Below are 15,608 nucleotides of genomic sequence, written 5' to 3'. Positions count from 1 at the left end.
ACGCTAATGCGCAGTCGATCGTGTTTCGTCCCCCGAATGGGGTGAGGGCCGGCTCAGGCCGAGGGGTGGATCGGACCCGGCAGGTCACGCAGCGAGCTCCCCGAGGCACCGGAGCGGGCGGCGAGCACCTCGGCCAGGATCGACACGGCGGTCTCCTCCGGGCTGCTCGCCCCGAGGTCGAGCCCGATCGGCGAGTGCAACCGGTGAAGATCGGCCTCGGCGACTCCGGCGTCCCGCAGCCGCAGCATCCGGCGGTCGTGGGTGCGCCTGGACCCCATGGCGCCCACGTAGGCAACGTCGAGGCCGAGCGCCGTTCTCAGCAGCGGCAGGTCGAACTTCTCGTCGTGGGTGAGCACGCAGACCACGGTGCGGGAGTCGGTGTCGGTGCGGGCCAGGTAGTCGCTCGGCCACTCCACCACGACCTCCGCGGCGGCCGGGAACCGTTCGGGCGTGGCGAACACGGCGCGGGCGTCGCAGACGGTGACCCTGTAGCCGAGCAGGCTGGCGGCCGCCGACAGCGCGGCGGCGAAGTCGACGGCACCGAAGATCAGGCAGCGCGGCGGGGTCTGGGCCACGAGGTACAGCACCCGGCTGGTGACGCCGTCGCAGTCCACGGCGCCCAGTGCGGTGCCGCCGCCGGCGAGACGGGCGCGCAGTTCGGCGCGGATGCGGCGGGCAGCATCCGCTGGGAGGCCGGCAGTATCGGTGGGGAGGCCGGCAGTATCGGCGGAAGCGCCGTCCGGCGTGAGGATCAGGCCGGCGCCCGCGCCGGACACCACCAGGGCGAGTCCGGCCGCCTGACCGGTCGCCGCACGGGCCAGCTGAACCCTGGCCGCCTCGGCCAGGCCGTTGCGGGACCCTGCCGGGCCGAGTTCGCCCAGGTAGACCCCGACGGTGCCGCCGCAGCTGAGGCCGACGGCGAAGGCGTCGTCGTCGGTGACCCCGAATTCGGTGTGCCGGCCCTCGCCGGTCTCGAGCACCTCCTGGGCGCTCTCGTAGATCGCCCCCTCGACGCAGCCGCCGGAGATGCTGCCGATCACGGCGCCGGAGTCGGTCACGGCCATGGCCGTGCCCAGGGTGCGCGGCGCGCTGCCGAGCACCCGGGTGACCGTGGCGATCGCGACCCGGTGGCCCTGCGCGAGCGCATCGAGCACCGGACCGGCGATCTCGAGCACGGCTAGCTTCCTGCGCTCTGGTCCATGCCCATCCGTCGCAGCACGAGGTTCTCTGCGAACTGGGCGATGCCGTAGAGCACCATCGAGACGATCGTGATGACCACGACGGACGACCAGACCTCGAAGTTCTTCACCTGGGAGACGGCGACGACGATGCCGTAACCGAGGCCCTGGCCGGTGGCGAGCCATTCGGCCAGCAGGGCGCCGGTGATGGCGCCGGGGATGGAAATCTTGATGGCCGCGAAGAACGACGGCAGCGAGCTCGGCAGTGCTACCTTGCGGAGCGCCGTGAACGGGGTGCCGCCGTAGACGGCGATCACGTCACTCACCTGCGGAGAGGCCGAGCGCAGGCCGAATGCGATGTTCACCAGAGCGGGGAAGAGCACCACGATGGCGCCGGTGACCACGGCGATCGACGGGCCGCGGCCGGTGATGAGGATCAACACCGGCACGAAGGCCACCAGCGGAACCGAGCGCAGCAGCAGGGCGATGGGCATCAGCGCGTGCTCGATGCCCTTCGACAGCGTGAACAGGGTGGCCAGCACGAGGGCCAGCACCATGCCGGCGACGAAGCCGAGGAACGCGTCGGTGAGGGTGACCCCGAGGTTCGTGAGGATCAGCGCCCGGTTCTCGGCGGCAGCCGGCACCGTGAAGAGCCAGTTGAAGACGTCGAGCGGACCCTTGGCGATGAACGGTGAGACACCGAGCAGCAAAATCAGGCCCTGCCAGGCCGCGAGCACGATCACCAGGGTGAGCACGCCGGTGCCCAACGCCCGGCCGACGTAGGCGCCGACACCGCGCGCCTGCGCGCCGGTGCTCTTGGTGGTCACGGTCGGCCGGTTGCCGGAGAGGGTCGGCGTGTCTGAGACTGTCTGAGTGCTCATGAGCTGCTCCGTCCGGTGGTCCAGGGGGTGGCGAAGCGGGAGATCAACGCGAACAACAGGTATCCGATACCGGCCAGCAGGCCCGCGACCAGGGCCAGGCTCCAGACCCGTTCCACGTTCGCGGCATTGCCGGCGGCGAGCATGGCCAGGCCGAGGCCGCGTTCGGCGCCGCCGAGGTATTCACCCAGGATGGCGCCGAGCAGGGCCGCGGGGGCGGCGATCTGCAGGGCGTTCAGCACGCTCGGCATTCCGGCGATGAGCCGTACCTTGCGCAGCTGGGTGAACTTGGTGCCGCCGTACACGGTGACGAGGTCGAGGCTGGCGGTGTCGGCCGCCTTGAGCCCCACCAGAGAGCCGACCACGGTGGTGAAGAACACCGACAGTGCCGCGAGGAACACGGCCGTGCCGGACGGGTCGCCGCGCGGCGGGCCGATCACGATATAGGCGATCGGGCCGATGGCCACGATGGGCACGCAGTAGGTGATGACGGCGATCTGCAGCGCGATCTTCTCGATGCGCGGCACGATCAGCACCAGGCCGGCCAGCAGCAGGGCCAGGCCATTGCCCCAGAGGAAGCCGATCGCGGCTTCACTGAGGGTCATGGTGATGTGCGGCCAGTAGAAGCCGAGGCCGTCGTTGACGAACTGGGTCACCACCTCGGCCGGGGTGGGGATGGCGCCGCCCGGCACTGAGCCGGAGTTCTGGAAGATCGTGAGCGCGCTCACCCACCAGAGCGCCACCACGACGACGATGCCGATCAGGCCGGTCGCCCAGCCGGGCAGACCGCGGGTGACGGGCATCAGTGTGCTCCGCTGGTGGCCGGGGTGTCGGCGCCGAACAGTAATTCGGATGCGCGGTCGTGCAGCGCGTGGAACTCCGGGGTGCGCATCATTTCGGGCAGGCGCGGACGCGGCAGGTCGATCTCGATGACCTCCTTGACCCGGCCGGGCCGCGGGCTCATCACCGCCACCTGGTCGGAGAGGAAGATCGCCTCGGAGATGCCGTGCGTGACCATCAGTGTGGTGGCGGGCTTCTCGGTCCAGATGCGCAGCAGTTCGATGTTCAAGCGCTGGCGGGTCATGTCGTCGAGGGCGCCGAACGGCTCATCGAGCAGCAGCACGGAGGGCTTGAGCACGAGCGAGCGGGCAATCGACACGCGCTGGCGCATCCCGCCGGAGAGCTGGGCCGGCTTGGCCTTCTCGAAGCCGGTGAGACCGACGAGCTGGATCAGCTCGGTGACGTAGTCCTCGTCGACAGGCATCCTGGCGACCTCGAAGGGAAGTTTGATGTTGCTGCGCACACTGCGCCAGGGCAGCAGGGCGGAGTCCTGAAACGCGATGCCGAGCTCGTGGCCGCTGCGGAGCTCCGCGGGGCTCTTGCCGTCGACCCTGGTGGTGCCGCTGGTGGGGTTCTCGAGGCCGGCGAGGATGCGCAGGATGGTGGACTTGCCGCAACCGGACGGGCCGAGCAGGGAGAGGAAGCTGCCCTTGTCGGTGTGCAGGTTCGCGTTGTCGAGGGCCACCACCTCCTTGCGTCCGACCGAGAAGGTCTTGTGCAGCCCTGAGATGTGCAGTCCGGTCCCTGCAGCGGGGGCGGGGAGACCGGTGTCGATCGTGCTCACGTCGTACATTCCTTACTGGGCGTCGTCGGGTTCCGATACATCAGTATCGCCGACGGCACCCGCCTCTGGTGAGGCGGGTGCCGGGGCAACGCTGAACGCTGGAGCGACTTGCGGGGTGGAGCGGGAGTTACTTGCTGTAGGCGACGAGGTCGGGGTTCTCCTCGTAGACCTCGTCGAGCAGCGTGGTGTCGAACAGCGTGTCGGCGTCGATGTCGATGCCGGCGGCCTTCAGGGTCGCGATGGACTCCTTCTTGAGGTCGTCGCTGATGGTGAAGAGGCCGTTGGCCTCGGTGTCGTCGCTCACGACCAGGTCGGTGGCCTGGATCTCCGCCTGGCGGGTCTCCTTCTCCATCGTCAGGCCGAGGTCCTTGCCGTAGGTGTCGACGGTGAGGGTCGCGGCGGCGGTCGGGTCGTTGATCGCGTCGGACCAGCCCTTGATCTCGGCGACCAGGAGGGCCTTGAGCATCTCGCGGTCGTTGGCGATCGCGTCGTCAGAGGCCGTGAAGGTCTCGGCGACGAACGGCAGGCCGTTGTCGGCCAGCGGCAGGTTCACCGGGTCGAGACCGGCCAGCTCTGCGTCGATCGACTCGTTGGTGAGGTAGGCGAACCAGCCGTCGACCTCGCCGTTGAAGAGCGGGGTCGGGTCGTACTCGACCGGAACGACGGTGATCGTGGACGGGTCGATGTCGTTGATCTTGAGGAAGGCATCCCAGAGGCTCTGGTTGCTGGCCTGCACACCGATGGTCTTGCCCGCGAGGTCGTCGAGGGTGGCGATGTTGCCGACACCCTTGAGCGAGAGGATGGTGAACGGGTTCTTCTGGTACGTCGCGCCGATGATCTTCAGCGGTGCGCCCTCTTCGGCGATGACGGTGCCGGTGGAGATGGCGTTGCCGATGCCCAGGTCGACGTTTCCGGAGATGACGCCGGCTTCAGCCGAGGCCGGTCCGGGGATGAGGTCCACGGAGTCGAAGCCCGCGTCGGTGAAGTAGCCCGCGTCATCGGCGACGAACTCGCCCATGAACTCGGTGTTCTTGATCCAGGAGAGCTGGATGCTCGCGTCGCCGAACGAGGCAGCCTCGCCGGAGTCGTCCGTGGACGAACCGGCGTCGCTGGCGCACGAGGTGAGAAGGAGGGTCAAAGCTGCGGCCGCGGCGACGCCGGTTCCGATGCGCTTCACTGATCGACGGGTGAACGGGGAAAGTGGGGCTTGCGTCATGACGCGGTCCTCTCGGTGGTGCTCGGGGGTTGCCGTGGAACTCAACGGCGTGCTGGGGCGGATTGCCTGCTGCTGACGGTGATGTCGTGCTGTGCTGTCGTGGTGTGGTGATGCTGTGTGGTCATGCTGTGTGGTGGTGCTGGGTGATTGCGGTGTTTCACGACGCCACATCCGCTGCAACAAACGTTCGGATGACTGGAACACTAATTGCTGCGTGTGACGACACGAAGACCGAAACATTTCCGGCTCATTACGGCCTGAACGGCCTCCTGAAACGCGGGATTCCTCCCCGAGCGGCCCCGGAACCCTGGCGTGATAGCGTCACGGGGTCCACCCAGAAAGGAACCCCAATGTCTTCAGCTATCGTACCGACCCCGGCGTTCGTCTCCGGCCTGCCCAAGGCCGAACTGCACCTGCACCTCGAGGGGACGCTGGAGCCCGAGCTCAAGCTGGCGCTCGCCCGGCGGAATGGGGTGGATATCGGCCAGAGCACCGTGGAGCAGGTGAAGGCCACCTACGAGTTCGATTCGCTGGCGAGCTTCCTGGGGGTCTACTACCCGGCCATGAACGTGCTCGTCACCGAAGAGGACTTCTACGACCTCGCCACCGCCTACTTCCGTCGTGCGGCCGCCGACGGGGTGCGCCGCGTTGAGGCGTTCTTCGACCCGCAGGCGCACACCTCCCGTGGCATCCCGCTGGAGACCGTCATCGTCGGCTACCACCGGGCCGCCGTGGATGCCGGGGACCTCGGCGTCTCCGCCGAGCTCATCCTCTGCTTCCTGCGCGACTTCTCCGCCGAGAGCGCGCTCGAGACGCTCACGGCCGCGCTGCCGTACAAGGACAGGTTCATCGGCGTCGGCCTCGACTCCGACGAGCGGGAGAACCCTCCCGCGAAGTTCGCCGCGGTGTTCGCGCTGGCCAGGGAGAACGGCCTCAAGCTCACCATGCACTGCGACATCGACCAGGTCGGCAGCATCGAGAACATCCGCCAGGTCCTCGAAGAAATCCAGGTGGACCGCATCGACCACGGCACCAACATCGTGGAGAACCCCGAGCTGGTCACGCTGGTGCGCGAGCGCGGGCTGGGCCTCACCTGCTGCCCGGTGTCGAACAGTTTCGTGACCGCGGACATGAAGGCCGTGGAGATGGTGGCCCTGCTCAACTTCGGTGTCCTCGTCACCGTGAACTCCGACGACCCCGCCTACTTCGGCGCCTACGTGGCCGACAACTACCTGGCGCTGGCCGAGAAAGCCGGGCTCGACACCGACGAGCTCGTGCAGCTGGCCAAGAACTCCTTCCAGGCATCGTGGCTGCCCGAAGCCGAGAAGCAGGCCTACCTGGAGTCCATCGACCGCTACGTCGACGAGTACGTCGCAGGGTAGCCGGTCGCCGGACCCGCTTCGCACCGGTGCTGTTTCACGGGCCGCCGGGTCCGTGTGTCCGACACGTTTCGGAACCCCGGAACGAGGCCCGAACGACTTCACTAGGGTGACAGAAGAGCCACCGATTGAGGCCGCTGAACCACCCGGATCCCGCCGGCCGAGAAGGAGAACCCGATGTACGACCTGGTCATTCGCTCGGCCCGCGTGTACACCGGGCACGGTTTCGAGCCCGCCGCCGTGGCGATCGCGGGCGGACTCATCCGTGCGATCGAGCCGGTGGATGCGCCGCTGGAGGCCAGGCTGGACCGCACCCTGCCGGCCGGTCAGGTGCTGCAGCCGGGCATCGTCGACACCCACGTGCACGTGAACGAGCCGGGCCGCACCGACTGGGAGGGCTTCGCAAGCGCCACCCTCGCCGCCGCCGCTGGCGGGGTGACCACGATCATCGACATGCCGCTGAACAGCATCCCGCCCACCACGACGGTGGCCGCGCTCGAGCTGAAGCGCCTGGCGGCCGCACTGCAGGCCACGGTGAATGTGGGCTTCTGGGGCGGGGCGATCCCCGCCAACCTCGGCGCGCTCGAGCCGCTGCACGACGCGGGCGTATTCGGCTTCAAGGCCTTCCTCTCCCCGTCCGGTGTCGACGAATTCCCGCACCTCTCCCCCGCCGAACTCGAGGCGGCGGCCACCGAGATCGCCGGCTTCGGCGGTCTGCTCGTGGTGCACGCCGAGGACCCGGCCGTGCTGGAGAGCAACCAGAACGCCGGCGGCACCGGATACCTCGACTTCGTGGCCAGCCGTCCGGATGCCGCGGAGGACGCCGCCATCGCCCGCGTGATCGACGTGGTGCGGCGCACCGGCGTGCGCGCGCACATCCTGCACCTCTCCTCTGCGCAAGTTCTGCCGCGGCTGGCCGCCGCCCGCGCCGAGGGCCTGCCGATCACCGTGGAGACCTGCCCGCACTACCTGAGCTTCGCCGCCGAGGCCATCGCCGACGGTGCGACGGCGTTCAAGTGCTGCCCGCCGATCCGCAGCGAGACCAACCGTGAGCTGCTCTGGCAGGGCCTGGAAGACGGCGTCATCGATTTCATCGCCTCCGATCACTCCCCGGCCACCCGTGAGCTCAAGCTCGGCCACGGCGGCGACTTCGGGCTGGCCTGGGGCGGCATCTCCGGCCTGCAGTTGAGCCTGCCGGCCGTGTGGACCGCGGCCAGGGCCAGGGGGCTCGGGCTGGACCGGGTGCTGCACTGGATGTCGGGGGCCACGGCCGCCTTCGCCGGGCTGCCCGGCGGCGCCATCACGGTCGGTGCGCCCGCGGACCTCGTGGCGTTCGCGCCGGAGGAGAGCTTCACCGTGAGCGTCGACGCCCTGCTGCACAAGAACCGGGTGAGCGCCTTCGACGGAGCCACGCTGTTCGGCCGGGTGCACAGTACCTGGCTGGCCGGAACCCGCATCCACACCGTCGACCAGCCAGGGGCATCCGCCCAGGCCGTCTCGACCGCCACACCGGGCGGCGTGCTGTTGCGCGCCCGCTGACATCAGCTTTTCGCCAACAGCACGTTCAAACACAGCACACGTACGAACCAGAAGGAGCACACCATGTCGATAGTTCTCGGACCCAACCGCTACGGCAAGGCGGAGAACCGCATCGTGCGCATCTACCGCGACACGCCCCGCCACGAGATCCACGACATCAGCGTCTCCACGGCCCTGCACGGCGACTTCGCCGACGCGCACCTCGCCGGCGACCAGCTGCAGGTGCTGCCCACCGACACCCAGAAGCAGACCGCGTACTCCTTCGCCAAGGAGAAGGGGCTGCTGTCGATCGAGAGCTACGGCCTCGACCTGGCCACCCACTTCGTCGACCACATCGCCTCGGTGGCCGGCTCCCGGGTGGAGATCGAGGAGTTCGCCTGGGAACGCGTGGTCGTGGACGGCACCGAGCACGACCACACCTGGGTGCGGCGCGGCCAGGAGGTGCGCACAGCGGCGATCTCGGTGGAGGGCACCGGCGACGACCAGCAGATCTGGGTGGTCGGCGGCCTGAAAGACCTGATCCTGCTCAAGTCCACCGGCTCGGAGTTCTCCGGCTTCATGCAGGACCCGTACACGCTGCTGCAGCCCACCACCGACCGGGTGATGGCCACCTCCCTCACGGCCGGCTGGCGTTTCACCGACCACACCGACGTGGATTGGGAGGCCACCTACGCCGGCATCGCCGCGATCCTCAAGACCCAGTTCGCGGTCGTGCACTCACTCGCGCTGCAGCAGACCCTGTACAAGATGGGCGAGGCCGTGCTCGAGGCGTACCCGAACATCGCCGAGGTGCGGTTGTCCGCGCCCAACAAGCACCACTTCCTCTACGACCTGTCGCCGTTCGGCGTGGAGAACAACAACGAGGTCTACCACGCGGCCGACCGGCCCTACGGGCTCATCCAGGCCTCCGTCCTGCACGATGACGCCACGGATGCCGGCCCGGCCTGGGACTCGTACACCGGGCTGGTCTGATGAGCCTGGCCGCAGAGTCCTCTGCCGGTTCATTGGGGCATGTCTACCTCGGCCACGTCTTCCACGTGGCCGGCTCCCCCACCCTCGCCGAGGCGCCCGCCCACCTGGTCTCGCTGCCGCAGGGTGCCCTGGTCACCGCCGGCGACGGCACCATCGCCTGGGTCGGCCGGGCCGCCGACCTGCCAGCGGGCTTCTCGTCGTTGCCGGTCACCGACACGCGCGGCGGCTTCATCCTGCCGGGCTTCGTCGACACCCACATCCACTTTCCGCAGACGTACTCCACGGATGCCTACGGCGGTGGGCAGCTGCTGGAGTGGCTCGACAACTGTGTGTTCCCGGCCGAGACCCGGCTGCAGGACGACGACTTCGCCGCCGCGATCGCCCGCGACTTCACCCGCCGGCGCACGGCGGCCGGCACCACGAGCGCCCTGGTGTTCGGCTCGGCCTTCCCGCACGCCCAGGACGCGCTCTTCGCCGAGTCCGAACGGGCCGGCCTCAGGCTGGTCAGCGGGCGCGGCATCCAGACCGTCGGCCCCGATTCGGCCAGCGCCCTGGTCACCTCCGAAAGCCGGGCGCTGGACCTGGTCAGCGAGGAGATCTCCCGCTGGCATGCCCGCGACACCGGCAACTCGCGCACCGCGCTGCTGCAGGTGGCCGTTGTGCCCCGGTTCAGCCTCTCGGTCACGCCGCACACCCTGGCCGCACTCGGTGAGCTCTATGACGGGGTGCGCGGGGACGGCGTCTACTTCCACAGTCACCTCAACGAGAACAACCGTCCGGAGACCGGCGAGATCGATGTGGTCAAGGCGATCTATCAGGTCGACCACTACCTCGACACGTACGACGGCAGGTTCCTGCCGGGATCCGCGGTGGGCGGGTCGAGCCTGCTCGGCCGCCGCAGCATCCTGGCGCATGCCGTGCACTGCGAGGACGACGAGCTGGCCCGGCTGGCCGAGACCGGGTCGTCGATCGCGCACTGCCCCACCTCGCAGCAGTTCCTCGGCTCCGGCACCATGCCGTGGACCCGCACGACCGGCTTCGGTGTGAACGTCGCGCTCGGCTCCGACATCGGCGCTGGCGACGAATGGCTGATGAGCCGGGTGCTCAACGACTGCTTCAAGGTGCATCTGTCCGAGCCCGGTGACGCGGGGCTGTCGATCAGCCCGGCCGAGCTGCTCTTCACGGCCACCCTGGCCGGCGCCAGGGCCCTCGACATGGAGGAGCGCTACGGCAACCTCGACGTGGGCAAGGACGCCGACTTCCTGCTCATTGAGCCGGACAAGTGGGAGCCGCTCGCGGCGGTGCTGGCCAACGGCATTCGTGCGGACGACGAGGCCATGGCCACCGACCAGACCCTGTTCGCCCTGCTGATGGCCCTCCGCCAGCCGGCCATCACTGGCGTCTTCGTGCGCGGCCGCCGCGTCACCGCCTCCTGACCCGCCGCAACTGTTCCCCGTGCGGACAATTGGTCCCGGCACACCGGGACCAATTGTCCGATGCGGGAACAGTTACTCGCCGACGGTGCCGTCGATCGCCTCGCGGATCAGGTCCGCGTGCCCGCAGTGCCTGGCGGTCTCCTCGATCAGGTGCAACAGAATCCAGCGCAGGTTCCACACCTCGCCGTTCCGGCCGGGGGTGACGACGAGTTCGTCGAGGCCACGGCCGGCCGTGGCCAGCCGGCTGCGTTCACAGGCCGCCCGGTACAACGCGCGCAGCTCGTCGGGGTCGTCGGCGGCGGCGCTGGTGAACTCCCAGTCTCTGTCCTCGTGCCACGGCGCGCTCCCCCAGGGCTCGAGCTCGGCGTCAGAGCGGCCGAGGAACCTCGACTGGATCCAGCGGTCCTCCACATAGGCGAGATGTTTGAGCAGCCCGGCCGGGGTGAGAGCGGATGGCGCCACCGCGACCCCCAGTGCCGCCCGGTCCAGCCCCTCGGCTTTGAGCAGCAGGGTCTCCCGCTGGTAGTCGAGGAACTGGTCCAGCGCGGTGTGCTCGTCGGGGGCCGGCTGCGGGTCGGTGCGCGTCATCCCCTCAGCCTTCCACAGCCCAACTGTTCCCCGTGCGGACAATTGGTCCCGGCACACCGGGAGCAATTGTGCGGGGCGGGACCAGTTGGCTGGGTCACGGGGTGCGGGTGGCCTGCAGCAGCCGTGCGGATGCGGCGAACCCGGCCCGCTCGTACGCGGTGACGGCGCCGGTGGTCGAGTGCACGGTGACCCGCTCGAGGCCCGCCGCGAAGGCCCGCTCCAGCACGGCCGCGAGCATCCGCCCTCCGATACCGGCGTTGCGTTCGGGCGGAACCAGGTACACGCTCTGCACGTCGCCGGACGCACGCACCGGCGCACGCGAACTGGGCACCCGAGGAATCGTGGCCAGCCAGGCCATGCCGATGACGGTCTCACCGCGCCGCGCGACCGTGCAGTGGTGTGTCGCGCTGTGCTCCAGCGCCCACTCCGCGAAGAGTGCGAGGAATTCCTCGCGGCTGACCGTGGGGGTGCCGTCGTTCTCGAGAACCCACCGCCAGCGAAGCCCGGCCAGCGCCGGCAGATCCTGCGGGGTGGCACCCTCGATGAGCACGTCGCCGGGGGGACTCGATTCTGGGCTCATGGGTCGATTCTGGCGCACGGAGGCCGTTCGCGGGCGAATGGCGGCAGGCCGCCATACTGGAAGACATGACAGCAGCGGGCACCGATCCATCACCGCAACAGGAGCCGGTGGCCTTCCCTGATCTCGTGCCCGAACTTCTCGTCGGGGATCTCGCGGTCAGCCTGCACTTCTGGGTCGCGCTGTGCGGCTTCGAGGTGCTCTACGACCGGCCGGACGACGGCTTTGCCTACCTGCATTCCGGCACCGCTCACCTGATGCTCGAGCAGGTCGGCATCGGCCGCAACTGGATCCCGGCCGCCCTGGAACGGCCGCTGGGTCGCGGCATCAACTTCCAGATCATGGTGCCCGACATCACCCCGCTGCTCGAGCGCCTGGCCACGGCCGGGTGGCCTCTTTTCATGCCGGCCGAAGACAAGTGGTACGACACCGGCGAGACCCGGGCCGGCGTGGCCCAGTTCCTGGTGCAGGATCCAGACGGCTACCTCGTCAGGTTCTCGTCGAGGCTCAACGTCGACGACGGAGCGTGACTCAACGGCATCCACGGAGTACCCTCGCCCTCATGTGCGGCAGATTTGCGATGAACGAAGACGTTGACGAGCTGATCCGGGACTTCGTCGTGGCCGGCGGTCGAGCCGGGGACTGGCGGCCCAGTTACAGCATCGCGCCCACCGACCCGGCGCCCATCGTGCGCGAGTGGCAGCCGGAAGGCCAAGACTCCCCCACCCGCGAGGTGACGCTGGCCACTTGGGACTGGCCGCAACCGGCCGGGGCGCCGCGTCGGGGCCCGATCATCAATGCCCGGCTCGAAAAGCTCGACCAGCGGTTCTGGGTGGGCGCGTTCTCGAATGCCCGCTGCATAGTGCCGATGCTCGGCTACTACGAGTGGACCGGCGAGAAGGGCGCCAAGCAGCCGCACTTCATCCACGGCGACGGCCTGCTCGCGGCGGCGGGGGTCAGCTGGGCGTCCAAGGACGCGGACGGCGAGTGGTCGCGCGTGTTCGCCGTGGTCACCCGGGAGGCCAGGGACGCGTCCGGCGAGGTGCACGACAGGATGCCGGCCTTCCTCGAACCCGACACCTGGGCGACCTGGCTGAACCCGACGTCGATCACCGGGGCGAACCCGACCGAGTCGGCAGCGAACCGCGCGGCCATGATCGATCTGCTTGACCGCACCTCGACCGCGGTGGCGGCCACGATGCGCACCCGCTTGGTGGACCGCAGGGTGAACAGCGTGCGGGCCATCGACCCGCAGGATGCGAGCCTGATCGAGCAGCTCGCCGGCTAGGTCACTCAGGACTCGGTGTCTGCCCGGCCGGCGCCAGCATCGACGGACGTCACGCCGGGGTCTATGGTCCCGCTATGAGCATCGACCTGGAGTCGTTCTACAAGGATCTGCACCGGCATCCCGAACTCGGCTTCTCCGAGCATCGAACGAGCGCCCTCGCGGCCGGCCAGATGCGCGCGCTCGGCCTGGAAGTGACCGAGGGGGTCGGCGGAACCGGCGTGATCGCGGTGCTCCAGAACGGCGACGGCCCCGTCGTTCACCTCCGGGCAGACATGGACGCCCTCCCGGTGCGAGAACAGACCGGGCTCGACTACGCGAGCACCGGAACAGCCATCGATGCTCGGGGAGTTGAGGTTCCCGTCATGCACGCCTGCGGCCACGATATGCACGTCACCTGCCTGATCGGAGCCGTCAGTCGTCTGGTCGAGCGACGAACCGAATGGTCGGGTACCCTCGTGGCCGTCTTCCAGCCTGCCGAAGAGGGAATCGCGGGTGCCGCCGCACTGGTGGCCGACGGCTATCTGGACCGCTTTCCGCGGGCATCCGTGGTGCTCGGCCAGCACGTGGCGCCGTTGCCGGCGGGCGTCATCGCCCTGCACTCCGGTGTGGCGCTGGCCAGCACCGACAGCATCGACGTGGTCTTCACGGGGCGTGGCGGGCACGGGTCGAGGCCGCACACGACCATCGATCCTCTGGTCACGGCCGCGGCCACGGTACAGCGCTTCCAGGGCATCGTGTCCCGGGAGGTCGAGCCTGGACAGCTGGCGGTGGTGACCGTGGGCAGCTTTCACGCCGGGTCGAAGAGCAGCATCATTCCCGCCACGGCGACTCTGGGACTCAACGTGCGTGCGGTGGATCCGAACGTGCGCACCCGGGTTCTCACGGCGATCGAACGCATCGCTCGCGCAGAGGCGGCGGCCTCCGGGATGACCGTAGAACCCGTCTTCACCGTGGTGGAACAGGGCGACGCCACGATCAACGACCCGTCCGCCACCGAGCGTGTTCGCCGCCGGTTCGCGGCGGAGTTCGGCGAGGCATCCGTGCAAGACCTCGGCGTCGCCTCGGGGAGCGAGGACGTGGGCGTGCTGGCCCTGGCCGCGAACTCACCCCTGGTGTTCTGGTTCTTGGGCGGGATCGACCCGGCCACCTTCGCGGCGGCGATCGCCGGCGACTCTGTCGAACAGGACATCCCGAGCAACCATTCCCCGTTCTTCGCCCCGGTCGTGCAGCCCACGATCAGTCATGGAGTGGCTGCTCTCACAGGTGCCGCCTTTGAGTGGTTGGGAGGCTGACCGTGCGGCATCGCCCTTCTCCTTCCCCTCCACAAGCGGCCAATTCCACGACCTTTCCACACCCCCTATTTCCGGGGTTGGAGTGTCGGTGGTGGGTGCGATTATCAACGCATGAGCAGCCCAGCAGAGCAGTTCCCGCCCGACCCGGATGACCCGGATCACGACGCCCGCGGCCCGGATGCCGGCGCCCACGAACACGCCCACCGACGACGCCACACCCTGCAGGAACAGGCCCGGACAACCCTGGCCAGGAAGGTCGCGAAGGCCCAGAAAGCCCATCGGGGCATCGCGAAGGCGAACGCGAAACGGGCCCGCGCACTGGCCGATTTGCAGCAGTGGAGCAGCGACCCGGTGAACGCGAAATTGCTCAACCCCGACTACGCCCTGGAAGGCGTTCGCGGCCCGGTCCTGACCGACGCGCAGGCGAGCCCGCGGAAGATCGCGGCGTGGGAGGATCAGGAGATCGCCCGCCGCACGGTGATCAGCGAGGTCGCCTGTGCCCTGCACCTGGCCGATCGCACCGCGGAGAACCTGATCGGCGAATCGTCGATGTTCGCCGGGCCGATGACGTTGACCCTGACGGCGATGAGCCAGGGTGAGATCAGCTACCGGCACGGGCAGGTGCTGATGGAGCAGCTCAGCTTCATCCCGCTCGAGGAAGCCGCCGAGCTGGAAGCAGAGCTGTTGCCCGCGGCCAAAGACCTCACCGTGGGCAAGCTGAAGGTGAAGGCCCGACGGTTGCGGGAACACCGGCACCCGGAAACCCTCACCGTCCGCGCCACCGCCGCCGTGGCCGAGCGCGGGGTGTGGTGGGAGGGCCGACCAGACGGCATGGGCACTCTCACCTGGTACGGCACCGCCGCGCAAACCCAGGCCGCGCACGACCGACTCACCCGCATCGCCCAGGCCACCCAGGAGGCCGAACGCCAGGACGACAACATCCCGGAAGACCAGCGCCGCACGATCAGCCAGATCTGCGCCGACGCGCTGGCCGACCTGACCCTGGACGGCGTCACCCCGACCGGCACCGGCGGCGGCATCCACGGGCAGGTGATGATCACCGTCCCCGTGTTCACCGCGATGGGTAAGAGTGAGGCGCCTGGTTTCCTGGAGGGCTACGGGCCGATCCCCGCCGACGTCGCCCGGGAGATCACCGGCGGAGCGCCCAGCCTCACCCGGCTGCTGACCCACCCGGAAACCGGTGCCGTGCTCTCCGTCGGGAAGAAGTGCTACACCGTCCCCGCCGATTTGCGCCGCTGGCTCAGACTACGAGACGGCACCTGCCGGTTCCCCGGCTGCACGAGGCCGGCATCCCGCAGCGAGATCGACCACACCACAGCGTGGGAGCACGGCGGACCCACCGACTACGACAACCTCGCCCACCTCTGCGGCCCCCACCACCGGCTCAAACACCAGACCCTGTGGTCGGTCGTGCAGGAACCCGGCGGGGTGCTGGTCTGGACCTCCCCGTCCGGGGCCGCCCACCGCACCTACCCCGAAACCACCCTCGGACCACCAGCCACACAACCCCCGCAACCGGCCCCGGCAGCCGGAACACCACCGCCACCGGATCGGCCCCGGGCAAGCGACAGGCCCGAAGACCCCCCGCCATTCTGACGGCCGACCGCACGCAAAGGAGTG

The 15,608-nt window shown here is 69.1% G+C and carries 15 protein-coding genes; 8 read left to right on the top strand and 7 right to left on the bottom strand.

Annotation, left to right across the window (positions count from 1 at the left end):
- Nucleotides 1-53: 53 nt before the first annotated feature.
- The 5 genes from BJQ94_RS07870 to BJQ94_RS07850 form a co-directional block, all read right to left on the bottom strand.
- A complete protein-coding gene (locus tag BJQ94_RS07870) occupies nucleotides 54-1,175 on the bottom strand; it encodes an XdhC/CoxI family protein (RefSeq protein ID WP_265397924.1) in 1,122 nt (373 codons plus the stop codon).
- Nucleotides 1,176-1,177: 2 nt separating this feature from the next.
- Nucleotides 1,178-2,059: an ABC transporter permease subunit gene (locus BJQ94_RS07865; RefSeq protein WP_265397925.1), complete on the bottom strand. Its 882-nt coding sequence runs from the start codon at nucleotides 2,057-2,059 to the stop codon at nucleotides 1,178-1,180.
- Nucleotides 2,056-2,859 (bottom strand): ABC transporter permease subunit, encoded by an 804-nt coding sequence (locus BJQ94_RS07860; RefSeq protein ID WP_265397926.1) that lies wholly within the window; start codon nucleotides 2,857-2,859, stop codon nucleotides 2,056-2,058. Before BJQ94_RS07860 ends, BJQ94_RS07865 begins: the two co-directional genes overlap by 4 nt.
- Entirely contained in the window at nucleotides 2,859-3,671 is an 813-nt protein-coding gene (locus BJQ94_RS07855) for an ABC transporter ATP-binding protein (RefSeq protein ID WP_265397939.1), read from the bottom strand. Before BJQ94_RS07855 ends, BJQ94_RS07860 begins: the two co-directional genes overlap by 1 nt.
- Before the next feature lie 136 nt (nucleotides 3,672-3,807).
- Entirely contained in the window at nucleotides 3,808-4,896 is a 1,089-nt protein-coding gene (locus BJQ94_RS07850; protein WP_265397927.1) for an ABC transporter substrate-binding protein, read from the bottom strand.
- Between the two features lie 350 nt (nucleotides 4,897-5,246).
- On the opposite strand from BJQ94_RS07850, the gene add reads away from it, so the two are divergent.
- The 4 genes from add to BJQ94_RS07830 all read left to right on the top strand — a co-directional run bounded on the left by add (nucleotide 5,247) and on the right by BJQ94_RS07830 (nucleotide 10,222).
- Nucleotides 5,247-6,278, top strand: coding sequence for an adenosine deaminase (gene add / locus BJQ94_RS07845; protein ID WP_265397928.1), 1,032 nt, complete (start codon nucleotides 5,247-5,249; stop codon nucleotides 6,276-6,278).
- Nucleotides 6,279-6,452: 174 nt separating this feature from the next.
- Entirely contained in the window at nucleotides 6,453-7,814 is a 1,362-nt protein-coding gene (gene allB / locus BJQ94_RS07840) for an allantoinase AllB (RefSeq protein WP_265397929.1), read from the top strand.
- Between the two features lie 63 nt (nucleotides 7,815-7,877).
- On the top strand, nucleotides 7,878-8,786 hold the full coding sequence (gene pucL, locus BJQ94_RS07835; protein WP_265397930.1) for a factor-independent urate hydroxylase: 909 nt from the start codon (nucleotides 7,878-7,880) through the stop codon (nucleotides 8,784-8,786).
- Nucleotides 8,786-10,222 carry an amidohydrolase family protein gene (locus BJQ94_RS07830; RefSeq protein ID WP_265397931.1) on the top strand — a complete coding sequence of 479 codons (1,437 nt, stop codon included), beginning with the start codon at nucleotides 8,786-8,788 and terminating at the stop codon, nucleotides 10,220-10,222. Before pucL ends, BJQ94_RS07830 begins: the two co-directional genes overlap by 1 nt.
- Nucleotides 10,223-10,294: 72 nt before the next feature.
- Here BJQ94_RS07830 and BJQ94_RS07825 read toward each other — a convergent pair whose 3' ends face one another.
- The gene (locus BJQ94_RS07825) at nucleotides 10,295-10,810 is read right to left on the bottom strand and encodes a DinB family protein (RefSeq protein ID WP_265397932.1); all 516 of its coding nucleotides are present in this window, start codon (nucleotides 10,808-10,810) and stop codon (nucleotides 10,295-10,297) included.
- A 94-nt stretch (nucleotides 10,811-10,904) separates the two neighbouring features.
- Nucleotides 10,905-11,390, bottom strand: coding sequence for a GNAT family N-acetyltransferase (locus BJQ94_RS07820; protein ID WP_265397933.1), 486 nt, complete (start codon nucleotides 11,388-11,390; stop codon nucleotides 10,905-10,907).
- 65 nt (nucleotides 11,391-11,455) lie between these two features.
- Between BJQ94_RS07820 and BJQ94_RS07815 the strand changes: the two genes are divergently transcribed.
- The 4 genes from BJQ94_RS07815 (at nucleotide 11,456) to BJQ94_RS07800 (ending at nucleotide 15,584) form a co-directional block, all read left to right on the top strand.
- The gene (locus tag BJQ94_RS07815) at nucleotides 11,456-11,917 is read left to right on the top strand and encodes a VOC family protein (RefSeq protein ID WP_265397934.1); all 462 of its coding nucleotides are present in this window, start codon (nucleotides 11,456-11,458) and stop codon (nucleotides 11,915-11,917) included.
- A 32-nt stretch (nucleotides 11,918-11,949) separates the two neighbouring features.
- Nucleotides 11,950-12,675, top strand: a complete 726-nt coding sequence (locus BJQ94_RS07810; protein ID WP_265397935.1) for an SOS response-associated peptidase — start codon at nucleotides 11,950-11,952, stop codon at nucleotides 12,673-12,675.
- A 74-nt stretch (nucleotides 12,676-12,749) separates the two neighbouring features.
- Nucleotides 12,750-13,967: an amidohydrolase gene (locus tag BJQ94_RS07805; RefSeq protein WP_265397936.1), complete on the top strand. Its 1,218-nt coding sequence runs from the start codon at nucleotides 12,750-12,752 to the stop codon at nucleotides 13,965-13,967.
- A 111-nt stretch (nucleotides 13,968-14,078) separates the two neighbouring features.
- Complete coding sequence (locus BJQ94_RS07800; protein WP_275875579.1) at nucleotides 14,079-15,584, top strand: HNH endonuclease signature motif containing protein; 1,506 nt, start codon at nucleotides 14,079-14,081, stop codon at nucleotides 15,582-15,584.
- Nucleotides 15,585-15,608 lie beyond the last annotated feature (24 nt).

It is taken from the genome of Cryobacterium sp. SO2, from assembly GCF_026151165.2.
Taxonomy (GTDB): domain Bacteria; phylum Actinomycetota; class Actinomycetes; order Actinomycetales; family Microbacteriaceae; genus Cryobacterium.
Note: the sequence above shows the minus strand (reverse complement) of the source record. Positions and strands in the feature narration are given on the sequence as shown.